The organism is Paenibacillus sp. J22P218, assembly GCF_056269195.1.
The window spans coordinates 1,117,927-1,141,393 of record NZ_JBWDNL010000001.1; the positions used below are offsets into that span (position 1 = coordinate 1,117,927).

At 49.9% G+C, this 23,467-nt stretch carries 19 protein-coding genes; 13 read left to right on the forward strand and 6 right to left on the reverse strand.

Annotated elements, in window-relative coordinates; all coding sequences use genetic code 11:
* The first annotated feature begins 155 nt into the window (after positions 1-155).
* The 9 genes from AC0YN0_RS04490 to AC0YN0_RS04530 all read left to right on the forward strand — a co-directional run bounded on the left by AC0YN0_RS04490 (position 156) and on the right by AC0YN0_RS04530 (position 13,096).
* The gene (locus tag AC0YN0_RS04490) at positions 156-1,757 is read left to right on the forward strand and encodes a response regulator (protein ID WP_475820192.1); all 1,602 of its coding nucleotides are present in this window, start codon (positions 156-158) and stop codon (positions 1,755-1,757) included.
* Complete coding sequence (locus AC0YN0_RS04495) at positions 1,754-3,565, forward strand: cache domain-containing sensor histidine kinase (protein WP_475820193.1); 1,812 nt, start codon at positions 1,754-1,756, stop codon at positions 3,563-3,565. Before AC0YN0_RS04490 ends, AC0YN0_RS04495 begins: the two co-directional genes overlap by 4 nt.
* Positions 3,558-5,141 (forward strand): ABC transporter substrate-binding protein, encoded by a 1,584-nt coding sequence (locus AC0YN0_RS04500; RefSeq protein WP_475820194.1) that lies wholly within the window; start codon positions 3,558-3,560, stop codon positions 5,139-5,141. The genes AC0YN0_RS04495 and AC0YN0_RS04500 overlap by 8 nt, the downstream gene beginning before the upstream one ends.
* A 225-nt stretch (positions 5,142-5,366) precedes the next feature.
* Positions 5,367-6,887: a family 43 glycosylhydrolase gene (locus AC0YN0_RS04505; protein WP_475820195.1), complete on the forward strand. Its 1,521-nt coding sequence runs from the start codon at positions 5,367-5,369 to the stop codon at positions 6,885-6,887.
* 311 nt (positions 6,888-7,198) lie between these two features.
* The gene (locus tag AC0YN0_RS04510; RefSeq protein ID WP_475820899.1) at positions 7,199-8,065 is read left to right on the forward strand and encodes an ABC transporter permease; all 867 of its coding nucleotides are present in this window, start codon (positions 7,199-7,201) and stop codon (positions 8,063-8,065) included.
* Positions 8,066-8,095: 30 nt separating this feature from the next.
* A complete protein-coding gene (locus AC0YN0_RS04515; RefSeq protein ID WP_475820196.1) occupies positions 8,096-9,001 on the forward strand; it encodes a carbohydrate ABC transporter permease in 906 nt (301 codons plus the stop codon).
* Between the two features lie 69 nt (positions 9,002-9,070).
* A complete protein-coding gene (locus AC0YN0_RS04520) occupies positions 9,071-10,687 on the forward strand; it encodes a DUF3502 domain-containing protein (protein ID WP_475820197.1) in 1,617 nt (538 codons plus the stop codon).
* A 168-nt stretch (positions 10,688-10,855) separates the two neighbouring features.
* Entirely contained in the window at positions 10,856-12,010 is a 1,155-nt protein-coding gene (locus tag AC0YN0_RS04525; protein WP_475820198.1) for a Gfo/Idh/MocA family protein, read from the forward strand.
* Positions 12,011-12,022: 12 nt separating this feature from the next.
* Entirely contained in the window at positions 12,023-13,096 is a 1,074-nt protein-coding gene (locus AC0YN0_RS04530) for a Gfo/Idh/MocA family protein (protein ID WP_475820199.1), read from the forward strand.
* On the opposite strand, the gene AC0YN0_RS04535 is transcribed toward AC0YN0_RS04530, so the two are convergent.
* Positions 13,089-13,964 carry a helix-turn-helix domain-containing protein gene (locus AC0YN0_RS04535; protein ID WP_475820200.1) on the reverse strand — a complete coding sequence of 292 codons (876 nt, stop codon included), beginning with the start codon at positions 13,962-13,964 and terminating at the stop codon, positions 13,089-13,091. The two genes, AC0YN0_RS04530 and AC0YN0_RS04535, sit on opposite strands and share 8 nt — an antisense overlap.
* Before the next feature lie 85 nt (positions 13,965-14,049).
* Here AC0YN0_RS04535 and AC0YN0_RS04540 point away from each other — a divergent pair, with 85 nt between their 5' ends.
* Positions 14,050-14,988 (forward strand): aldose epimerase family protein, encoded by a 939-nt coding sequence (locus AC0YN0_RS04540; RefSeq protein ID WP_475820201.1) that lies wholly within the window; start codon positions 14,050-14,052, stop codon positions 14,986-14,988.
* A gap of 75 nt (positions 14,989-15,063) precedes the next feature.
* Here the strand turns inward: AC0YN0_RS04540 and AC0YN0_RS04545 are convergent, their stop codons facing one another.
* Both AC0YN0_RS04545 and AC0YN0_RS04550 read right to left on the reverse strand, forming a co-directional pair.
* Positions 15,064-15,975, reverse strand: coding sequence for an aldo/keto reductase (locus AC0YN0_RS04545; RefSeq protein ID WP_475820202.1), 912 nt, complete (start codon positions 15,973-15,975; stop codon positions 15,064-15,066).
* 90 nt (positions 15,976-16,065) lie between these two features.
* Positions 16,066-16,440 (reverse strand): winged helix-turn-helix transcriptional regulator, encoded by a 375-nt coding sequence (locus AC0YN0_RS04550; RefSeq protein ID WP_475820203.1) that lies wholly within the window; start codon positions 16,438-16,440, stop codon positions 16,066-16,068.
* Between the two features lie 210 nt (positions 16,441-16,650).
* Between AC0YN0_RS04550 and AC0YN0_RS04555 the strand changes: the two genes are divergently transcribed.
* A complete protein-coding gene (locus tag AC0YN0_RS04555) occupies positions 16,651-17,190 on the forward strand; it encodes an NAD(P)H-dependent oxidoreductase (RefSeq protein ID WP_475820204.1) in 540 nt (179 codons plus the stop codon).
* Positions 17,191-17,271: 81 nt separating this feature from the next.
* Here the strand turns inward: AC0YN0_RS04555 and AC0YN0_RS04560 are convergent, their stop codons facing one another.
* Positions 17,272-17,766 carry a MarR family transcriptional regulator gene (locus tag AC0YN0_RS04560; RefSeq protein WP_475820205.1) on the reverse strand — a complete coding sequence of 165 codons (495 nt, stop codon included), beginning with the start codon at positions 17,764-17,766 and terminating at the stop codon, positions 17,272-17,274.
* Positions 17,767-17,910: 144 nt separating this feature from the next.
* Between AC0YN0_RS04560 and AC0YN0_RS04565 the strand changes: the two genes are divergently transcribed.
* Together AC0YN0_RS04565 and AC0YN0_RS04570 are read left to right on the forward strand one after the other, a co-directional pair.
* On the forward strand, positions 17,911-20,382 hold the full coding sequence (locus AC0YN0_RS04565; protein WP_475820900.1) for an ATP-binding cassette domain-containing protein: 2,472 nt from the start codon (positions 17,911-17,913) through the stop codon (positions 20,380-20,382).
* A 60-nt stretch (positions 20,383-20,442) separates the two neighbouring features.
* Complete coding sequence (locus tag AC0YN0_RS04570; RefSeq protein ID WP_475820901.1) at positions 20,443-21,948, forward strand: MDR family MFS transporter; 1,506 nt, start codon at positions 20,443-20,445, stop codon at positions 21,946-21,948.
* Between the two features lie 53 nt (positions 21,949-22,001).
* Here AC0YN0_RS04570 and AC0YN0_RS04575 read toward each other — a convergent pair whose 3' ends face one another.
* Positions 22,002-22,526 (reverse strand): hypothetical protein, encoded by a 525-nt coding sequence (locus AC0YN0_RS04575; RefSeq protein ID WP_475820206.1) that lies wholly within the window; start codon positions 22,524-22,526, stop codon positions 22,002-22,004.
* Positions 22,527-22,651: 125 nt separating this feature from the next.
* Entirely contained in the window at positions 22,652-23,380 is a 729-nt protein-coding gene (locus AC0YN0_RS04580) for a YceI family protein (RefSeq protein WP_475820207.1), read from the reverse strand.
* Positions 23,381-23,467: the final 87 nt, after the last annotated feature.

Consider the following 23,467-nt stretch of genomic DNA (forward strand, 5'->3'; position numbering starts at 1 on the left):
GAGCTGGAGAGATTGCTGCAGGAAGCAGCGGTTGTGCACAGCCATGCACCTGCAAAAATCAAAGGTAATCATAGATATTCGAAGTAGGCATAAATAGGTGATTGTTTTATAATAGTAGCCTAACGCTAACTTACTCGTTCCGAGGGGGTATTCTCTTGAAACTGTTAATTGTAGAAGATGAGATTCGTACAAGAGAATTGTTAAGAACCTACATTCCATGGGAAGAGCTTGGCATCGGCGAGGTGGATACGGCACGTAATGGTCAGCTTGCGCTTGAAAGGGCGCTGGACTGGCGGCCGGACATCATCCTTTGCGACGTGCGGATGCCTAAGATGAGCGGCATTGACTTTGCACGTCATTACCGGGAAGTGGATCCGAATTGCAAGATTATTTTTTTGAGCGGATTTTCAGATAAAGAGTACTTAAAATCGGCCATTCACTTGAAAGCGCTGACATATTTAGAGAAGCCTATCATCTTGGGGGAAGTACGCGCATCCGTGGAAACCGCGATTCAATTATGCGGAGAAGAGAGTAGGAAGAAGGAAGAGGAAATCCAGCTGCAGGCCGACATCGATCGCAGCTTGCCCTATCTCCGGCAAGAAATGGTTAAAAAGCTGATTTCTTATCCCGGCTCGCCGCATGTCGAGCCGGCACTTCGCAGCCAAGATACGTTTCTACTTCCGATCCATGGCCCTTATACGGTCATAGCGGCGAACCTCTATTGGAATCCTGGCGACCATCCCGAAGACCCGGCGCCCGTTCATGACTGGATGCTGGATGCGATCAATCGCGAATCGCAGCTCTTATCGTTGAAGGTGATTGCCGGTTTTGATTCTTCCAACCGGCTTGTGCTCGTCCTGCCTGGAGAATACCGTAGTGCTTATCGGTCCGGTCGAGAAACGATTGAACATATATCGGCTATCTTAAGCGGCATAGCGGGTACAACGATAGAATTAAAGCTAGGAATCGGCGAGCCGATCATGGATTTAGCCAGTATTCCCGCTTCGTATAAGCTGGCATCGCTAGCCAGCTCGCTTCAGTACTATTATAATCATTCGAATCCTATATTCTCGGATTCGCTTGGCGGACATGAACCGCTGCTTACGAATTGGGAGGAAGTCCGTCGACTGAGGGATCAATTGCGCAGAGGACAATTGGAGGATGCGAGGAGAACGTTGAAGCAGTGGACATCATATGCACGTACCCGCATGGATCTGGACATTGTTCGATTGAAGGATACGTACTTTCAGTTTTTGTTAGCCATTATGGAGATTGCGGTTCAGCTTGGCTTGGCAGAGCTGTCGGAGGATACAGAGAGACGCTACATGTGGAAGGAAATCGATCGCGTATCAAGCTTGTCGGCGTTAGAGCAGTACGTACTAACGTTTCTAGATTTGCTGGATGAGCGCCAGGACGAGGGCAATTCACCGGGCTCTGGCAAGATGCGCGATATCGACCGCTACATTCATTCCCATTTTCACTTAAAAGGGTTTACGATTAAGTCCATTGCGGATCATGTTGGGCTCAGCGAAACGTATTTATGCGCATTCTTCAAGAAGCAGCGCGGCCAGACGATCAAGGAGTTTATTACGGAGACGAGAATGAATAAGGCGAAGGAGCTGCTGCGCGAGTCGAACGTGAAGTTATTTGAGGTTGCGATGAATCTCGGTTTCACGGACGCGAACTATTTTACTACCTTCTTCAAGCGCTGCGAGGGCATCACGCCAAGCGAATATCGGGAGCGTGTCGTCAAATGAAACGAAAGACGATTCGTTTCTCGAATTTAAGCATCCGTTACAAGCTTTTTGCGACTTACTTGCTCGTTATTACGATTCCGTTTCTCCTGCTTCTGTTCATTCACATTACGATGACGCAGAAGGAAAACGAAGAAGCGGCGCTTTACTCCTCCCAGAAGATGCTAGACGAGACAAAGTCGTACCTGCAATATAAATCGCAGTCAATCACGGAAGTGCTTAATTTCATTACCTTTAATCCGCTTGTTCTAACTTATGTTTCAGCGGATTCGGAGCAATACGAGGATGTCAACAAATGGCATATGGATGCGCTGCAATTGTCACGGCTCGTCAATCAGTTCCGTTACAATGAAGACATCGATACGATACAAATGTTTATGAGGTATGGACTTGCCGGCGCTACGGAAAATGCCGATTTTCAGAATATGAACAATTACGAGTCAGAGGTTTGGTATCAGAGCTTTGCAGCGTCGAATTCGGCCTTCGCTTGGATGCCGTCGACGACCATAGATGAAGATGCAGATAGCAAAGAGATTACGGTTGTTCGCAAAATCCCCAATGCCCACAACATCAAACAGTTCGATGGCATCGTCCGCGCCAAAGTGAAATCGACTGCGATGCAGTCGGTGTTGGATCATGCCATACTAACGCCTCATGCATCGGCTTATTTATTCAACGAACAGGGACAACTGCTCAGTCAAGCGGATTCAACCCGAAATCTGGATTTACCGATATCCGATATCCGCTTGCTTATGTCGGCAGCTGAGAACGGAACAAGCTATTCGAACGACAATTATGTCGTGAACGGCAAGCGCCACATGATAGGCGTAGAGCAAATTCCGAACACGCCGATGATGATCGCGCTGATCGTCCCGTATTCCGATATTTTACAGTCAAGCACCAAAGCTCGAAATCGGATCATCTCTATTTTTCTGATCGTTGTGCCGCTTATGCTTCCTTTATCTTTTTTTGTATCGGCATCGGCCACGAAACGGATCCGTCAGTTAATTCTGCATGTCCGCAAAGTAAAGAACGGCAAGTTCGAAATCGCTTCTCTTCCCGCCAACGAAGACGAGATCGGGGAGCTTACGCACAACTTTAACGTCATGGTGCAAAACATGTCGAACCTGATCGACGAGAAATCAACGTTCGGCCGTGAGTTGAAGAACAAGGAGCTGAAGGCGCTTCAAGCACAGATCAATCCCCATTTCTTGTACAACACACTTGATCTGATCAATGTGATGGCGATCGAATCGGGCTCTCGCGAAATTAAGCGCGTCGTCGACGAATTGGCCGTATTTTATAAGCTCAGCCTGTCTAACGGCCGTGAATATGTGACGCTTGAGAGTGAACTGCAGCATATCGAGGCTTACGTCCGCATTCAAAATATGCGATTCGGAGACGGCATTCGGCTGGAGCTGGAAGTGCCTCGGGAACTGTATGATTGTGAGCTGCCCAAAATCTTATTGCAGCCATTGGTGGAGAACGCCATCTTGCACGGCATTATGGAGAAAGACAGCGAGCAGGGCACGATTCGCATATCCGCTTGGGAGAATAAGGGAGACATCGTTCTTTCGTTGTCTGACGACGGCGTCGGCATGAATGCTCCCGTATTGGCAGCCGTCTTGAAGGGATACAGTGGCAAAAGCAGCGGCGGCTACGGCGTGCGCAACATCCAGGAGAGGCTGCAGCTCTCCTATGGAGCGGCCTACGGAATGAAATACGAAAGCAAGCCCGGGGCAGGCACTCGCGTGCTGCTTCATTTGCCAGATCAGAGATTTGGCGTCAAAGGAGGGCTTGCTGTTGAATAGAGTCGGCAATTTCATTCTGTTGTTAGCGGCGATTATTATTGTCATATCGACTTGTTTATCCGGCTGCTCAAGCCATAATGATCCGCAGCAACACAACATGAACGAATCGGGAATAACGGACAATAATAGCGAGAAAGAAGTTAGGCTGGTCGGTTATTTGATTGGAGAAGCGCCAATCGGCATGCCTAAGGTGCTGGAAGCTCTTAACGTTATGCTGAAAAGAGATATCAATGCGACGCTCGAACTGAAATATATCGGCTGGAGCGACCTGCAGTCGAAATATCCGCTCTTGCTGGAATCAGGGGAACAAATCGATTTCATATTCGCATCGGATTGGAATTTCTACGTATCGGAAGCAACGAGAGGGGCGTTTTTACCGCTTAGCATGGATATGCTGAATGAGCATATGCCCAGACATATGGACAAACTTCCGCCGGAGGCGTGGAATTCGACTCTCGTCAATGGCATTTCGTATATGATTCCAACGTCCAGTCCCGACCGGAAAGTCAACGTAGCGTTGTTCCGCAGGGACGTCATGAATCGGGCCGGTATGGCAGAGATCAGCAAATTTTCCGAGATAGAACCGTATTTAGCCGAAATCAAGCGAAGTTATCCGGAAATGATCCCGCTTAATTTGGATTCTCAATTTGATCTTTCCACACCTTATTCCTATCTATTGTCTGAAAAAATCGCATGGGCCGGAGCGCCTTTTGATTCCGGCGAGCCGCTGGCGCAAGGGATCACGAGTGATATCGAGAATCCTTCCGGCGAGCTTTGGACGATGGTCGAGGAGCCAATGCTGAGCGTTCAGAAGTACGCGGCCGGCATCATGAAGAGCTGGTACGACAAGGGCTATATCAATCGAAATCCGTTTGCGAACAAAGAGCGGTCGAAGGATACTTTCTGCGAGGGCAGGGCAGGCGTCGCGTTCGGAAATTCGAACGACATGGTGTCGGTGTTCTCCCTATGCGCAGAAAAAGGAATCGAGGTATATCCGTTCCCGATGTTATACCCGTCAGGTAAATCGTCTAATGCGACATGGCTCAATAATGGAGTCGCGATAGGCGTTCATTCCAAACATCCAGAGCGGGCCATGGAAGCGCTTGATCTGATTATGGAGGAGCCTGCCTATGTATATTTGACCTACTTCGGGATTGAGGGAATCAACTATGTCATGACAGACGATGGCAAGATAGGCTTGCCCGAGGGCGTTACGACTGAGACGAATACTTATCCCCCCGACGCATCCGGGTTTTGGTTCGTGAACAAGGATTTGTTCAAGCCGATGACAACCTGGTCCGAACCGTACATCAAGCTGAAGGAGCAGATCGAACATTATTTGATCCCGACGACTTATATGGGCTTTCTGTTCAACTCCAGCAACGTGAAAACCGAAATTGCCGCATTGAAGAACGTGTCGACTCAATACGCCCAGCCGATTTATTTTGGCGCGTTTGATGACGTGGACGCTGCGTTCGATACATTGGCCGCCAAGCTTCAAGCAGCTGGCATCGACAGGGTGAAGGCGGAAGTCGAACAGCAGGCAGCGGTATTTATGGCTAATAAAAACAGATAGAATCAAAAAGCTTGTTCGACCGGATAATCCGATCGTACGAGCTTTTTTTGTGCCCATAACATGGTAAAACGAAACTATTAAAAGGAAATCATAGGTTTTCAATCTACTTTTCTCATATCGTCCCGCTATATAATGTGTTCGCAATCCACTAATCAGAAAGGATAGCGGCAAACCAATCATGTACCAATCATTCGTTATTATCACAATGAGGAAAGGATGATTAAGATGATCAAGGGAATTAAACGTTACAGCCTGCTCCAATGTTTCCTGCTCGTATTCATTACCGCCTTCTCCTTCGGCGCAGTGCCTGCAAGCGCTGCCAGTGCAACCCTGACGAACGATATATTTTGGAAAGATACTTCGGGCAATCCGATTTATTCACAAGGCGGCAATATTCTGAAGGTTGGCAACACGTATTACTGGTATGGAGTCAAATATAACGGGGCGGTCACCTACTATAATAACCCAAGCGGCAAAAACGGCGATACCAGCTTCGCTGCCGTGACTTGCTATTCGTCGACGGATTTGGTCAACTGGACGTTCCAAGGCAACGTCATTACGGCCGGTCCTGAGGGATCGACATGGGATCCGGATTGGCTCGGCAGGCTGGGAGTCGTCTATAATTCCAACACTCAGCAGTATGTGCTGCTGACGCAATATGCGGGGCCAGCCGGCTCCGGCACGGCCTTCGCCACCAGCAGCACGCCAACGGGTAACTTTACGTTCCATCATGTCCAAACCTCGATAACGAACGTCGTGAACAATCTGCCTGGCGACCAATCGACCTTCGTAGACGATAACGGTAAAGCCTATCTTGTATTCAGCAACGCGAACGGAAGATCGCGCCTGTATGTTTCGGAGCTGAGAACGTCGGATTATTTGAACATCGAGCCGGCTACGCAGGTGTTCCAAAGCACGCAGGGCGGACGAGAGGGCAATGCCATGTTCAAGCAGAACGGCCTTTATTACTTATGCTCCTCCGACCTTCATGGCTGGAACGCTTCGAAAGCGTATTGCATTTCATCCGCTAACATAACAGGACCTTACTCCAGCGAATTTGTGATGATTAATTCGGATAAGGACTATTCGCATGTCACCCAAACCGGCTTTTTCATCAAAGTGCAAGGAAGCGCGGGAACGACGATCCTGTTCGCCGGCGATCGTTGGAGCGACTTCGCGGGCAACGGGCTCGGGTACAACCAATGGATGCCGGTTACGTTCAGCGGGACAACGCCGGTGCTTAATTCCTTAAGCAAGTTCGATCTGGATGCGGCGGCAGGTACTTGGAGCGTGGCGGCCGGCAATAACTATGTCATGAATCCGAGCTACGAGGCGGATCGAATTACGCTGAGTACGTTAACCGGATGGTCCAATTGGAAAAACGTAACGACGGATTCGAACTCCAATATTTCTCCCGGACGAACGGGACGTTACGCCATGACGCAATATAGCGCATCTGCCTACAGCGCAAGCATGTATCAGACCGTTACGGGACTGCCGAACGGTACATACACGTTGAAGGCGTGGGTGAAGAGCGGCGGCGGGCAGTCTATCGCGCAAATTTTCGTAAAAAACTTCGGAGGAACGGAGAAAAACGCTGCGATCAACAATACGATCAACAACTGGACCGAAATTACCATTTCCAATATTGTCGTCACGAACGGATCGGCGCAGATTGGCGTATATAGCGTTGCTAATGCAGGCAATTGGCTGCGGGTGGACGATTGGTCGTTGACTAAGATCTAAACCGAGATTCGAATAGGGGCAGTCGGGAGCATCACAGCTTCCGGCTGCTTTTTCTTTTGGCCGCAAACATCGGTCAGCATAGGAATTCAAAGGTAATCGTAGGTTTGTCGCATTACGTCGATATCGTCCCCTCACTTAAAATGAAGAAGGAGAGAGCGACACAAGAGAAACGAGAACGGAAGGTGATGAACGTGAGCGCGAAAGTACATACGAGTGCGGGATTAGAGGCCGTATTAGCCGCTAAGAAGCCGCGTAATCGAAAGAAAAACGGTCTTTTCAAAGATGTGAAATCCAATTGGGTGCTTTACCTGATGTTTGCCCCGATAGCGATCTATTTCATTATATTTGCTTATGTCCCGATGGCGGGCATCGTCATGGCGTTTCAATCCTACACGTTAAAGGGCGGTATCTTTGCAAGTCCTTGGGTAGGCTTTGATAATTTCACTTACTTTTTTCAGTCGGGCAAAGCGTTGCTCGTTACGCGAAATACGATCGTATACAACGTCATTTTTTTGAGCTGTTACACCTTTTTCTCGATATTGGCAGCGATCGTCATTTCTGAGATCCAGCAGAAGTGGTTTAAGAAGCTGTCGCAAACGTTAATGTTTCTGCCTTATTTTATTTCCTGGGTTACGGTATCGGCTTTCGTGTATAACTTTTTGAACTACGAGTACGGCATCATCAATCGCATACTGGCTTACTTCCATGTGGATGCGCTCGATATTTACTCGACGACCTGGTACTGGTACCTCATCTTGCCGTTTCTGTATGTATGGAAGTGGGTCGGCTATGGCAGCGTGCTCTACCTGGCTGCGATCGTCGGCATTGATCAAGAGGTGTATGAGGCGGCAACGATCGACGGTGCATCAAGGTTCCAGAAAATCACGAAAATAACGCTGCCGCTTCTGAAGCCGACCATGATTATTTTGCTGCTGCTAGGGCTTGGACGGATCATGCGGGGCGAGTTCGACATGTTCTATCAGCTGATCGGCAACAACGGATTGCTCATGGATGCGACGGATATCATCGATACGCTTGCATTCCGATCATTGATGGGAACGGCAGACTTCGGCATGGCTTCTTCCGTCGGCTTCTACCAATCGGTGCTTACCCTGATCATTATATTAGGAGCCAACTGGCTTGTGCGCAGATACGACAAGGATCAAGCCTTGTTCTAATCAATCATTATCCATTCCATTACAAAGCAGGTGACTAATTTGAGCAGTAATACCACAAATAAAAAGTTGAATTCTTCACCGTTCTTTACGGTCGTATCGTACGCGATCGTATCCATCATCGCCATCGTGTGCGTGCTGCCGTTCATCGTGCTCATATCGGGATCTTTCTCTTCGGAAAGCTCGGTGATGAGAGAAGGCTATTGGTTTTGGCCGCGCGAATTTTCGCTTGAGGCGTTTGCCTACATCTTTCGTTACCCCGAGGATGTATTGTCTGGGTATAAAGTTTCGATCATCGTGACAAGCATCGGGACGGTCGTCTCCTTATTCATCTCGACGATGGCAGCGTACGTCTTGTGTCGCAAGGAGCTGAGGTACCGCAACGCGTTATCCTTCTTCCTGTTCTTCACAACGTTGTTCAGCGGCGGGCTTGCGCCTTACTACATTTGGCTAAGCCGCAATCTTCACTTGACGAATACGTATTTGGTTCTTATTTTGGCGCCGATGTTTAACGTCTTGTACATTCTGATTCTTAGAAGCTTTATCCGTGGATCGGTTCCGGAGCCGTTAATCGAATCGGCCAAAATCGACGGGGCCGGCGACTTTCGCATCTTTCTGCAAATGGTATTGCCGCTTACGAAGCCGGCGCTTGCTTCCATCGGCGTATTCACGGCGCTTGCTTATTGGAACGACTGGTGGACGGCGATGATGTTCACGAACAAAGACTATCTAATGCCGCTGCAATACTTGCTCTACAAGATGCTGTCGGCCATTAATTTATCAGCGGCTATGGCACAGCATGTATCGAATCTGGACACGCCAAAGGAAACGTTCAAGCTTGCGATGACCGTCATAGCTACGGGACCGATCGTACTCGTGTTCCCATTTGTGCAGAAGTACTTCGTAAGCGGCATTACGATCGGTGCCGTCAAAGGCTGAATATAGGTTCCGGATGGATGACGGAATTTATATATAAATGATTTGAACGAAAAAAAGGGAGGCAATCAGATGAAAGCAGTGAAAAGAAGCAGTCTAGCCATTTTAGCGGTAATTATGTTTGCAATGGTACTGGCCGCTTGCAGCGGCAACAACAACAAGACGAACAGCCCAGCTACGAATGCTCCGGCAGAATCAAGTAATGCGCCGGCGTCGACGGAGGAGGCAGCGGGGCCGGACAATTCCAAAGAAGTCAAACTCGTCGGATATTTGCTAGGCGAAGCACCGAAGGGAATGCCCGAAGTGATGGCAGCGCTCAACGAGAAGCTTAAGAACGATATAAACGCAACGCTCGAAATCAATTACATCGGCTGGGGCGATGTTGCCTCTAAGTACCCGCTTATTCTTGCATCGGGCGAAGACGTTGACTTCGTGTTCGCGGCGGATTGGAACTTCTACAATTCGGAAGCGAACAAAGGCTCGTTCAAGGAGCTGGATGAGAATTTGCTGAAAACGTATATGCCAAAATACTTCGAGAAGCAGGACCCGGCAGCATACCTAGCTGCGCAAGTGAACGGCAAGCAATATATGATACCTACGACGACACCTGACCGTAAAGTGAACGTTATCGTTCTGCGCAAAGACATCATGGACAAAGCCGGTTTAACCAGTCCGACGAAAATATCCGAGCTCGATTCTTATTTTGCAGCAGTCAAGCAAGGTTATCCGGATATGATACCGTTGAACCTGGATTCGCAATACGACCTGCCGGCTCCGTTCGGCGCGCTCGTCAGCGAGAAGTTCGCTTATCAAGGCGCTCCGATGGACTCGGGGGATCCGATGTCGATCGGCGTGTTTACCGATAACGAGGATCCTTCCGGCAAAGTGATCACCTTGGCAGAGGAGCCGATCCAAAGCTCGTACAAATATGCAGCCGATATTATGAAAAAGTGGTACGACGCGGGTTACGTCAATAAAAATCCGTATTCCAACAAAGTACGTTCCAAAGACAACTTCTGCGAAGGCAAGGCGAGCGTGGCGTTCGGCAACTCCATCGATATTCAAGCGACATTGGCGAGCTGCCAAGACAAAGGAATCGAAACGTATATTATGCCTGTGCTTTCTCCAACGAGTCATGCTCCGTCAAGCAGCTGGCTGAATAACGGTATTGCGATAGCTGCAAATTCGGAAAATCCAGAGAGAGCCTTGCAAGCGCTTGATCTGATCATGCAGGACGAGTCTTATGTGTATCTGGCGTATTATGGCATCGAAGGAAAACATTACGCTATTACTGGCGACGATAAGCTTACACTTCCAGATGGAGTGACACCGGATACGAACACGTACCCGGCCGATGCGGCAGGCTTCTGGTTCGTTAACAAAGATTTCTTCAAGCCTAGCGTTTCGTGGACGGATTCATACATTGATTTGAACGGCAAAATCAAAGACTATCTTGCGCCGGCAACCTATCTAGGATTTGCGGCCAATACGGAGAGCATCAAGTCGGAGGTTGCAAACTTGAAAAACGTTGCGGCCCAATATTTCCTCCCGATTACGATCGGGGCCGTCAAAGACGTCGACAGCGCGATTGCAACGCTGAATGACAAGATGAAGGCGGCAGGCATCGACAAAGTGAAAACCGAAGTCAGGGCGCAGGCCTCTGCGTTTCTCGCAAGCAAAAGCCAATAGAACAACCTATAAAAATGAGAAAGGCAGGCTCACCGAGCTTGCCTTTTTCATCATATGTCTAGTCTGAATTTCCTCCGCAAAGTAGCGGTATTTTTACGCAATATGAAGTCACAATTCGGGCGGTGTCCTTGTTACGATAAAAGCATCAAATCCATTGGAGGTTAAAAGATGCTTAAGGTTGCTATTATCGGCGCAGGGGCCATCTCCAGCGCACATATTGAGTCGTATTTAAAGTTTCCGGACCGCTGCAAGATTGTGGCTATTAGCGACAGTTATGAAGACAAAGCATGGGCCCAGATCGAGAAGTTCGGGCTTGAGGCCAAAGGCTATAAAAACGTTCAGGATTTGCTGGCGGAAGATATTGATCTCGTATCCATCTGCACGCCTCCTTACACGCATGCTTCTCTGGCGGTCGATTTTATGGAAGCAAATAAGCACGTACTCGTAGAAAAACCGATGGCCTCCTCCTTGGAGGAATGCGATTTAATGAATGATGCTGCCCGCAGAACCGGGAAAATATTGTCCGTCGTTGCGCAAAACCGTTTCAGAACGCCGATGATGAAATTAAAATCCGTTCTCGACAGCAAGCTGATGGGCGATATCGTGCATGTTCAAGTAGACTCTTTCTGGTGGCGCGGCCATTGCTATTATGATTTGTGGTGGAGAGGCACTTGGGAGAAAGAGGGCGGAGGACCGACGCTAAACCATGCCGTACATCATATCGACGCGATGCTTTGGATGAACGGCAGGCCGAATCAAGTGCAAGCTTTCATGAGCAACGTATCCCATGACAATGCCGAAGTAGAGGATCTGTCTATCGGCATGCTCAAGTTCGATAACGGGGCATTGGGGCAAATTACGAGCTCCGTCGTCCACCATGGCGAAGAACAGCAGTTAATATTCCAAGGAGCCAAAGCCAGAGTGTCCGTCCCTTGGAAAGTAACGGCGTCGACTTCGCTCTCCAATGGATTCCCCGAGAAGGATACCGAATTGGAGAAGCAGCTTCATGCTTATTACGAGAGCTTGCCCGAAGTCGTTCACGAAGGGCATGCCGGACAAATTGACGATGTTCTTACTGCCATCGAGAAGAACACCGCTCCGTTGATCGATGGCATCAGCGGCAGACAGACTTTGGAGATGATTACGGCGATTTATAAATCGGCAAGTACAGGCCAGCTTGTCCAGCTGCCGTTGCAGCCGGATGATGTCTTTTATTCAAGAGAAGGCATTCAGGCCAATGCGACCCATTTCTATGAAAAAAATAAATCCATAGAAAACTTCCAAGCGCTCTCGATATCTACCGGCAGCGACTACAAAGCATAGGAGAGAAGCCATATGGAGAAGATCAGCGGGATGCATTTTGCGCCAGTTGGCACATGTAATGCGGTATGCGAACCAGGTGAATTTATTTTCGCGGCTGCAGCTTTAGACCACGGGCATATCGGCGGGATGTGCAACGGACTTCAAGAGGCGGGTGGTCAACTGAAATGGGTGTTCGATCCTGACACGGCGAAAGCAAGCGAATTTGCCACTAAATTTCCGGGTGCCCGCGTCGCAACGTCTTTGGATGAGATTTTGCTTGATCCATCCGTTATCTTAGTCGCGGGGGCTGCGATCCCGTCGGAGCGTTGCGCGCTCGGCTTGCGCGTCATGGCGGCAGGAAAAGATTATTTCACGGATAAGGCTCCTTTCACGACATTGGAGCAGTTGGAATCGGCGCGCGCCATGGTGAAAGAAACAGGCAGGAAATATGCGGTGTATTACTGCGAAAGGTTACACTCGGAAAGCGCGATCTATGCGGGGCAGCTGATCGAGCAAGGCGCGATAGGCCGCGTCCTGCAAGTCATCGGGCTTGGACCCCACCGAATGAGCGCGAACCAAAGACCGGATTGGTTTTTCAAGATGGAGTCCGTTGGCGGTATTCTGTGCGACATCGGAAGCCACCAAGTCGAGCAATTTTTGTATTACACCGGCGCTCGCCATGCGATCTTCTCTCATAGTAAAGTAGCCAACTATCATCACGCGCAATATAAGGACTTTGAAGATTTTGGGGATGCCACGTTCATCGGGGATAACGGAGCAACCGGCTATTTCCGAGTGGACTGGTTCACGCCGGACGGGCTAAGCACATGGGGAGACGGCAGAACGACCATTTTAGGCACGGATGGTTACATCGAATTGCGCAAGTATGTCGATATCGGCAGAGAAGCGACGGGAGAACATGTGTATCTCGTCAACGGGGCGGGAGAGCAGCATATTCAGGTGCAAGGCAGGGTAGGATTCCCTTATTTCGGACAGCTGATCTTGGACTGCTTGCATCGCACGGAGAACGCAATGACCCAAGAGCATGCCTTCAAGGCGGCCGAGCTCAGCTTAATCGCACAGCGGGACGCGATTCGAATTATTTGACGTCATCCTGCCATTGCCTGCGGTATTGGTAAGGCGTCGAGCCGAAATGGTTTTTGAATAACTTGCAAAAGTGGGAACTGTTCGTAATGCCTACCTCCTCGGCAATTCGGGAAACGGCATAATCGCTCGATTGAAGAAGAATGACGGCTTGCTGCATTCGCTTGGCGGTTAAATACTCCGATATCGTGCTGCCCGTGCAATCCTTGAATAAATGAGACAAGTGATGCGGAGAAAGGTGCAAATCCGTGCTCATCTTCTCCAGGCGCAAGGGTTGATTGTAATGGCTCTCCAGCCACTCCATGATCTTCTCGGCTTGGTGCGGTTGACGAGTTTGCGGCTCCGCCTGCGAATCCAAGCGCCGGCTCTCGTACAGCGTTCTGAAGGTACGGAAAAAAGCGATCAGGAAAAGAGAGAACTCCTCGAGATATTGATCCTTGGACAAGCTCTCTATCGTCTCTTGCAGACTTAGCAAAATATGCGATAGCCGCTCCATCTCCTTAGGTTCGTAATACCCGGGAGAGGGCGGCTTTCCTTTGTGAAATTGCTTGAAGAAAGCATGTAGAGCAGGCCAATTCTCAAAGAAGGCTTCATATCGCGACGGCTCGAATTGAATGACGGAGCGCACGAAAGGCGTATTTTCTCCAATTACCGTTTGCACATGATGCAATTGGAAGGGCTGGAATACGCAGATCATGCCGGGCTTGATCTCGTAATTCCGCTGATTGACGATAATCGAGCCCTGGCCTTCATGGATCATCAAAATTTCGACTTCTAGATGGGCATGAAATACGCCTTGGTATTGTTCTTCGTAGCTGCTTTTGCGTTCATATGAAAAGTACAATGGCGCCATGCGCAGATCGGTTCTCACTCGGATATCTCTCCTGTGCCGCAATAAATTGTTCTATCTATAGTTTATGTTTATTATTTCAAAAAACAAGAGGCGAGGAATCACAATGACCACTACATGGAGCGAATGCGAAGAACAAGGCTATACGTGCTTAATCGTTGACAACGAACGGATAATCGTTCGTATCGTTCCGGAACGGGGAGGCAAAATCATCTCGCTCGAGGATAAGCGCTCCGGAAGGGAGTGGATTCATCGTACGGATCGGCCCTGGGAGGAGCTTCATTATGGCATGTCCTGGGGCGAAGGGGATCGGGGAGGATGGGACGAGATGTTCCCGACTATACTAGCATGTCCCTGTCCGGATGAGCCTTGGACGGATAAGCGATATCCGGATCACGGCGAAGTATGGTGTATGCCATGGACCCGAGAATTTGATGGCGATCGGCTAATTCTGTCTGTCGAGGGCGTTCAAGTGCCCTATCGGCTGACGAAGACAATCGCGCTTGTTGGCAATGAGCTGAAGATCGATTACCGGCTAGATAATACTACGCCGCATGTGTTCTCTTATTTGTGGGCAGCCCATCCACTATTAGCCGTTAGTCCCGGCATGAAGCTTGATACCGAGCCGTCCAGCGGCAATATTCAGATCTCATACTCTCATCTTGATAGAATCGGAAAACAGCTGGACGTGACGAGCTTCCCTATAGCTTCGACAAATAACGGAGCTGAAGTCAACCTGTCCGTTATGGAGGACGGCTCAACCTTGGCGGCGGAGAAATATTATTTCACGGATGCTTTGCAGGACGGATACGCAAGCTTGACGGATCCAGTCACGGGCGATCGCATTTCATTCCGCTTCTCTCCGGAGGACAATCCTTATTTGGCCATCTGGGCCAACTATGGCGGCTTCGACGATTACACATTCGCCATCGAGCCTGCTTCCGGCTATATGGATAGCGTTGATTATGCACATCGAATTGGCAAAGTAAAGCAAGTACAAGGACATTCGACGAACCATTGGACGCTTAGTGTAGCGTTGGATTAATAGGGATTGCCTATTAAAAAAAGCTCATTCCACATGGCCCATGTTGGCCTAGGAATGAGCTATTTGGGTTGTCGCTTACGCGATGGTTAATGCTTTGCGTCCGATCGCATCAAGACGCTTCTTCGCTTCCTCATACACTTCGTCAGGCAATGGCCCCATCTCGGCATAGCGGATATTTTCCGCCAAATGATCAGGATTCTTCGTTCCGACGATCGTCGTCGCCATGGACGGATGAGACAAGGTGAAGCGAAGCAAGAAGCCCGTTCGCTGTTCGCCATGCTCCAGCAGTTCGTCAAGCTTTGCCTCCTCCCATGCGCTCCAACGGTCTGTCGATCCGCGCCCGACTCCCGGCTCGCCTTGGCCAACGCCGCCTCGGACAATGATTCCAGCTCCGGTGCCGGCAGCTTTCGTTACCCAATCTTCATGCTCCCGCTCCAAGGCGGAGTAGGGAAGCTGGAACGTATCGAATGCGCCCCATTCGACAAACGGGGGCAGGTTGGGGAGATAGGAGGACACTCCGATATAACGAACCTTGCCGCTTGCTTGGATTTCCTTCAGAACATCGACCAGTTGGCCTTCCTCGGCCTGCTGCGGTGTTGGGCCATGCAGTTGGAGTAGGTCGATATAATCTGTTTTCATTCTTGTCAGGCTCGTGTCTATATTATGCAGCAGGTTGTCGCGCGTCCAAATATGAGAGGTTTCGTCATGGTCGCCGCGATCGGTGACGCAGCAGCCGCATTTCGTGGCGAGAATGTATTCATCCCGGCGATGGCTGATGAAACGGCCGATTAATTCCTCGCTTCTGCCATAGTCGTAAGAGGTATCGATGAAGTTGATGCCTAAGTCCAGTACGGCATTCAAGATGCGCTCCGCGTCTGTATCCTCGAAGGGCCTTCCGCTCCATACGCGTGGACCTCGAATTTCCATAGCGCCGTAGCTAAGTTTCGTTACCGGCAATCCTGTCCGGCCAAGTAGAGCTTTCTCCATTGTCGTATACGCAGCTCCTTTTCTTCCAAATATAAGAAAGATAAGTTCGTTTTATCACAAAAACGATAGACTGGCAACTAAACTGCGAAACTAGTTGTTGCCGCTGCTGATTGGCGAGAGAGCCGCCTCATCATCGCTTTGGTTATTCGTCTCTTTCATATAATCGATATGGGTAAAGCCCCAACCGCACATATCGGCCAGCACCTGATGAAGCGAACGGCCATGCTCGGACAACTCATATTCGACCTTCGGCGGAATTTCCTGATATACCCGGCGAACGACAAGACCGTCGCGTTCCATTTCGCGAAGCTGGCTCGTCAGCATGCCTTGCGTAATATTCGGCAGCAAACGCCGCAGTTCTCCGAATCGAAGCGTTCCTTCATTCAGCAATAGGAATAAGATAAGCGGCTTCCACTTGCCCCCGATGACTTGCAGCGTAGCGATGATTCCGTTCGTTAGTCCCATTACGATTCACTCCCGACTATCTAGTGCTAAGACTGATACTTGCATTTTAACAGATGAATCCCGTTATTGTGGAGTACGATTTTCCAGCGTACTAAGTATGGTTAACCGTACCAAGTACGTAAAAACTGCGTACTTTCCTAAACTTTGCATCGAGTCCATAATGGGGGTGTAGATCGCGATTCTGCAATTATCGAACAAAGGATGGTTGTTATGAACATAATGATTATTGCTGTGCATCCCCATATTGGCGAATCTCGGGTTAACCGGGCGCTGGCAGCTGCTGCCATGGAGGAGTCGAACGTTACGTATCGCGATCTAAGCGCGGAGTATCCGGGTTGGGACATCGACGCGGAGAAAGAGCACGGGCTGCTGCTTGCGCATGACCGTATTGTGCTGCAGTTCCCGCTATATTGGTATAGCAGCCCGCCGCTCTTGAAAAAATGGTTCGACGACGTGTTAACGTACGGCTGGGCATACGGTCCTGGCGGAAATCATCTCCACGGCAAAGAGTTCGCGATCGCGACAACAGCTGGAGGCACATGGAATTCATACCGATCCGGCGGCGACAATGAATATACGCTTAGCGAGCTGTTCCGGCCGATCGAGCGGACGATTAAAAGATGCGGAGGCACCTATTTGCCGTCGTTCGAAATTTACGGTGCAATGGAGATAACGGATGATCGTCTCAAGCAGGAAGCGGCCAATTACGTTCGATTCATCCAATCTTCCGCGCTTGCGCTCGCGCATTAGTATGTGATTATACGAAACAGCTCTGCTCTCCATAATGGAGATGCAGGGCTGTTTTTGGTAGCCGCAGATAGAGCGAAGTGGTTAAGACGTTGATTTGCTGCGTGTGGTGGAGCTGAGCGCAGTCATTTGCTCCTCTATAACGTTGCTTGCTTTGTCTAGAAACTGCGTGATAAGTGTAAGTTCTTCATCTGAATAGGTGGAGGCCAGCTCCATCATGGCATCGTTAAGCGGCATATAAATATGGCTGACGTCTTCCTTCTCTTCGTATATCGGAACGATTATGACTTTGCGACGATCATTGGGGTCATTCTGCCTGCGGACAAAGCCGTTCTTCTCCAGCCTATCGATTAGCGCGGTAACGCTGCCGGTGGATAGGCCGGTTAACTTGGACAGCTCGCCTGCCGTAATTGGACCTCTTTCGCGCAAAATATCGACGGACAGAAAATCGCTATTGTATACCTTGAGCGCTGCAGCAACGTTTTGTTGATACAAGACGGTACGGCTTCCGAGTCCCCGCATGCGCAGAGCGAGCTGCTCCTGCAGATGAGTTGTTGGCGTAGGTTGTTGACTTGACAAAAGAACAAACCTCCTCTTAAGATATAAATATCTTGATAAGCGAGATATTAGATAATAGAGATATTTGATGAATCGAACAATTAAATACATTCTATACTAAACGATCTTTAAGTGCAAAATAAAGCGAGGGAGGTTTCATTTTTGATGAAAGATAGGATCATGATCAAAGGCGCGCGGGAAAATAACTTAAAAAATATAAATGTATCGATTCCAAAGTACAAGCTTGTCGTTGTTACCGGGCCGTCAGGTTCGGGCAAGTCAACGTTAGCGATGGATACGCTCCAACGGGAATGTCAAAGGCTGTACTTGGATTCTATGGGGATGACATCCGATTCCATCAGCAAGCCGAAGGTGGATGCGATCGAAGGATTGTCGCCCTCTATAAGCGTTGGGCAGCATGTGACCAATCGCAATCCGCGTTCGACGGTCGGGACGGTGACGGATATCTATACGTTCGTCCGCTTTGTTTTCGCCAGACTAGGCGAAAGGGTATGTCCATCATGCAGCGAAATAATCGCGCCCTCATTCGAGCCGCAAGGAGCCATCACGGAGGAAGACGATTGGATGGAGCGTCAGACGATAGGCTGCCCGCATTGCGGCACGCAGCTTGAGAAGTTAGGCATGTCGCACTTCTCCTTCAATAAGCCGGAAGGCGCTTGCGAGTCATGCGGCGGGCTTGGCCATGTGGCCAGAATCAATGAAGCGGCGGTCTTCAACCCAGAGCTAAGCTTGCGCGAAGGAGGCGTTGCCTCGCTGAGCGGCGTTCATCGCGATATTCAGATTCGCATACTCGCAGCGGCGGCTAAGCATTATCGTTTCGAGCTCGATCCCGATCAGCCGTTGAAGCACTATGGCGAGGTTCAAAGGGATTTGCTCTATTACGGCGTGGAAAGCGAAGCTTTCAAACGTCATTATCCGAATGTTAAGCCTGTCCAAGGTACGAAGTTCGAAGGCGTCATCCCTGGTTTATGGCGGCGCTATAAGGAGAAAGAAGCGGAAGCGGGAACGCAGGAAAAGGAAGGCGGCTTCTTCCATGAACAGCAATGTCCGGCTTGCCTCGGCGCACGATTGAAACAAGAGGTGCGTCAAGTTCGAGTGGCAGACACATCGATTACGGATGTATCGGACTGGTCGCTTGGCGAAGTATACGCATGGACGAATGCGTTGAGGGATACGATCCCGACAGAGGGGCTGCATCTGCTTGAACCGATTCTTCACGACATGCCAACCCGGCTAAAACGGATTATGGATGTCGGACTTGGTTACCTCTCGATGAACCGTCAGACGGTAACGTTGTCCGGCGGTGAAGCACAGCGTCTACGGCTTGCATCGCTGCTTGGGTCGGGTCTGACCGGAGTGCTGTATATTCTCGATGAGCCGACGACGGGGCTTCATCCCCGCGATACGGTCGGCCTTATTCGAGTCCTGCAAGAGCTTCGCGATCTAGGCAATACGGTGCTCGTGATTGAGCATGACGTCGAAATGATGCGAGCGGCCGATCATATCATCGATATCGGACCGGGGGCTGGCCTGTACGGCGGCACCGTTGTAGGCGAGGGCAGCTTGGAAGACTTATTGACAAGCGAGTCATCGGTCACGGGCGCTTATTTGAGGGAAGAGAAGCAGAGGGCAGCCGCTGCTACTTCCGCTTCTGATCGCTTTCGCAGGAAAGGCAATGGCAAGCAGATTACGGTTAAGAATGCGAAGCTTCGCAATGTGAACATCCCGGAAGTCCATTTCCCGCTGGGGCAGCTGGTGTCCGTAACGGGGGTATCGGGTTCCGGGAAGTCGACGCTCGTATTCGATATTCTCGCAGAAGAACAGGCGGGGAATACAGTCATTTTCGATCAGACGCCAATGGGAAGAATGCAGCGTTCGAATGTCGCAACGTATACCGATGTATTCACGCATTTGCGTCAGCTGTTCGCGGCTTTGCCGGAGGCTAAGAAGCGGAAGCTCACTTCGAAGCACTTCTCGTTCAATACACCGGGAGGGCGCTGCGAGACATGCCAAGGCTTGGGCGTGTTGACGGTAGACATGAACTTCATGCCCGATCTAGAGGTGAAGTGCCATGACTGCAAAGGCAGGAGATTTACAGACGAAGTGCTGGAAGTCCAATATGAAGGGTATTCGATCTCCGATTTGCTCAATATGTCCATACAGGAAAGTCTGCCAATCTTAAGCTCGGAGACGAAGATTGCAGCGCTTGTCGCAATGCTTTGCGAGGTGGGGCTCGGTTATTTGAAATGGGGTCAGTCGGTCAAAACATTATCCGGCGGTGAAGGTCAACGAATCAGGTTAGCGAAGGAGCTGAGCAAACCCTCGAAAGATCATACGCTGTATTTGCTGGACGAGCCTACAACCGGTCTCCATCCTTCGGACATCAAGCGGCTGCATGTGCTGCTCAGCAAGCTCGTCGATTCTGGCAATACCGTTGTCGTCGTTGAGCATAGCCTGGAGCTGATTCGGGAATCTGACTGGGTGATCGATATTGGCCCGGAAGGCGGCGCAGCAGGCGGCATGCTTGTAGCTGAAGGCACGCCTGAGCAAGTGGCTGAAGTGAGAGCTTCTTATACAGGCCGGTTCTTGAAGCATATGCTGGCAGAAGGCATGTAAGTTAGAAAGAAGACGCAAGAGTGCGTGGAGGGAGTAAGCAACGTGGTTAAAAGAAACAATATGGGGATCATCATTGCGGGTCTGCTGCTGGCCGTCCTCATGGGATCGATGGACAATACGATCGTGGCAACGGCTATGGGAACGATCGTTGGGGAACTAGGCGGTTTTGACAAATTGATGTGGGTAACTTCCGCTTATATGGTAGCGGAGATGGCGGGCATGCCGATCTTCGGCAAATTATCGGATATGTACGGCCGCAAGCGTTTCTTCATATTCGGTATCATCGTGTTCATGATAGGCTCTGCTTTATGCGGCACTGCGGAGTCTATCGTGCAGCTTAGCATTTATCGCGCGATTCAAGGGATCGGCGGCGGCGCTGTATTGCCGATCGCGTTCACGATCATGTTCGATGTCGTGCCAGCGGATAAGCGCGGCAAGATGGGCGGGTTGTTCGGCGCCGTATTCGGTTTATCCAGCCTTTTCGGACCGCTGTTAGGCGCCTACATTACGGACTACATCAATTGGTCGTGGATTTTCTACATTAACTTGCCGCTCGGCCTTATTTCATTCGGCCTGATTACGTTGTTCTACAAGGAATCTGTCGAGCATTCTAAGCAAAAAATCGACTATATGGGCGCATTTACGCTTGTAGCCGCGATCGTCTGCCTCATGTTCGCGCTTGAGCTTGGCGGCAAGGAATACGCTTGGGACTCCGGCATGATCATCGGATTGTTTTTGGCTTTTGCATTCCTTATCGTTGGTTTCGTCTTCATCGAACGAAGTGCTCAAGAACCGATTATTACGTTCGGCATGTTCAAGAACCGTCTCTATTCGACAAGCAATATGATGGCTTTGTTCAGCGGCGCAGCTTTTATTACCGCTTCGGTCTATATTCCGATCTTCATTCAAGGCGTTATCGGCGGATCGGCAACGAATTCGGGACTTATTTTGCTCCCTATGATGTTAGGTTCAGTCGTTACTGCCGCTGGGGGAGGATCGCTGCTTACGAAGTTTAAGTATCGCTCCATCATGATCGCGACATTAACGCTGCTTGTCATAGGCATCGCACTTCTGACGACTCTTACGCCAGATTCGTCGCGTTTCATCCTTACGATCTTCATGATCTTGATCGGTCTCGGCATTGGCGCATCATTCTCCGTGCTGAGCAACGCGGCGATTCATGGCTTCACGGCAAGACAACGCGGTTCTGCGAGCTCTACGCTGAACTTTACGAGGGAGCTTGGAATGACGCTGGGCATTACCGTATTCGGCATTATCCAGAGTCATATCTTTACGAATAAGCTGGCTGCCAAGTTCAGTATCGGCGGTGAAGTGCCAGAAGGTATCGATCTTGGGGATCCGAGTCAAATTCTTACTCCGGCGACACGGGAGCATATTCCGACCCAAGTTCTCGATCAGATCGCGGAGGCGTTGTCCTCGTCACTCGTTCAAACGTTCGCATGGGCTATTATCCCGGCGGTCATTGCGCTTCTTGCAGCACTAGCTATGAGCAAGGAAAAGTTCGATCCGGCGTCCGAGCTAGAAGAATATGCTTCTGGACATTAATAGATGTACGTTAGGAGCAAGCTCGGCAACTAAACTGCCGAGCTTGTTTTAAGTTAGATGGGAATGATGACCACCGTATCTAGAAACATGAAGGATGGTCCGTTACCGGCCCCATTGACTCGTAATTCCAATTCGACACTGGAAGCGTTGCCTATGTTTGCAGGCGTAAATTCAATGATTATCGTCTGATAGCTGGTAGTAGCCAACGTTCTTAGTTGGAAAGTTCGACTAAGGGCGGTATTCAGGAAACTAACCTGAAGCACCCCTCCATTATTGTTGCGATCAGCAAGCACGCTGAAACTTAGCCTATATCGACCTGTAGTTCCGGCGCTTCCCAGCGTAACACGCTGCGTAAGCGAACCGGTACGACCGGGCTGAACGGCATAAAAAGCGGATTGTGCACCGACGTTAGGACGCAGCGTCGATAAATAAACATCGCCTACGTCGCGCCATGGGGAAAAGAAAGGATCCGTAAACCCAGGGTTGATTACTTGCTTCGCACGAACTTGTTTACCGCCGGTCTGACGCTTTTGAACGATTTTTGATTTCGGCGGTTTGATTTTCGGTTTTAAAGGCATGAGCATTCTCCTCTATTTGTTGATATCTATTACTATATGAATAATTAGAGTGCGAGTGCTGGCCAAATGCTAGAAACGCGAAAAGGCAGGTCACCAGACCTGCCTCTCTTTCTGATTGAATAGGATTACGCTTGGGCCAATATAAGTTCAAGCTGAACAGACAGATCGTTTTCCGTTTCTAATACGACGGTGTGCGGGCTGGCCATTCCGAAATCAGCGAACGTGACTTTCGTAGTGCCGGACAGTAGAAGCTGACCGTTCTGATACATGGCGTTGGAATCAAAAGTAACTGCTTTCTCGACACCCTTAACCGTTAATGTTCCTTCGATAGTTAGCGGAACGGCTGTGCCTTCCGTGAACTCGGCTGCTTGAGGCGTGATAGCCGTTGCTGTGAATGTCGCTTCCGGGTACTGGCTAACGGCGAGCAGGTCTTCGCGATCCTTGACATGACCGTCGCGCTGGCTGTTGCCGGAATCAAGAGCCGTCATATCGAGGACGCCTTCACCTGCCATTTTCGACGTGTCGTTCAAGTCTACAGTCCATGAGCCGCTTACCGATTCATTAACGAAATTGACCGTTTCCTTCGATGTCGTTACTGACCAATATACTTTTGAGCCACTAGCAATGCTCCATTCTCCGTTAAGCTCGTCCACCGATACGGTGGTACCGGCCGTAACGCCTTCGCCAGAGCCCGTCTCCTCAGAAGCATTTGCATTGTTTTCCGCGGATGGAGTCATGACCGATTCGATCTCTACATTGTTGCCGAGATAGTCGTTCATTAGCGCGTATCCTCCCACGCCGATGACAATGACCGCCGCGATGACGCTTGTCCAGATGATTCCTTTTTTCTTCATGATTTCCCTCCATTTATTGGGCTGATGCCCTCTATTTAAGTTCATTGTAACGGACGAATAAGTCGGGAAGATGTCGGAGCATGAACG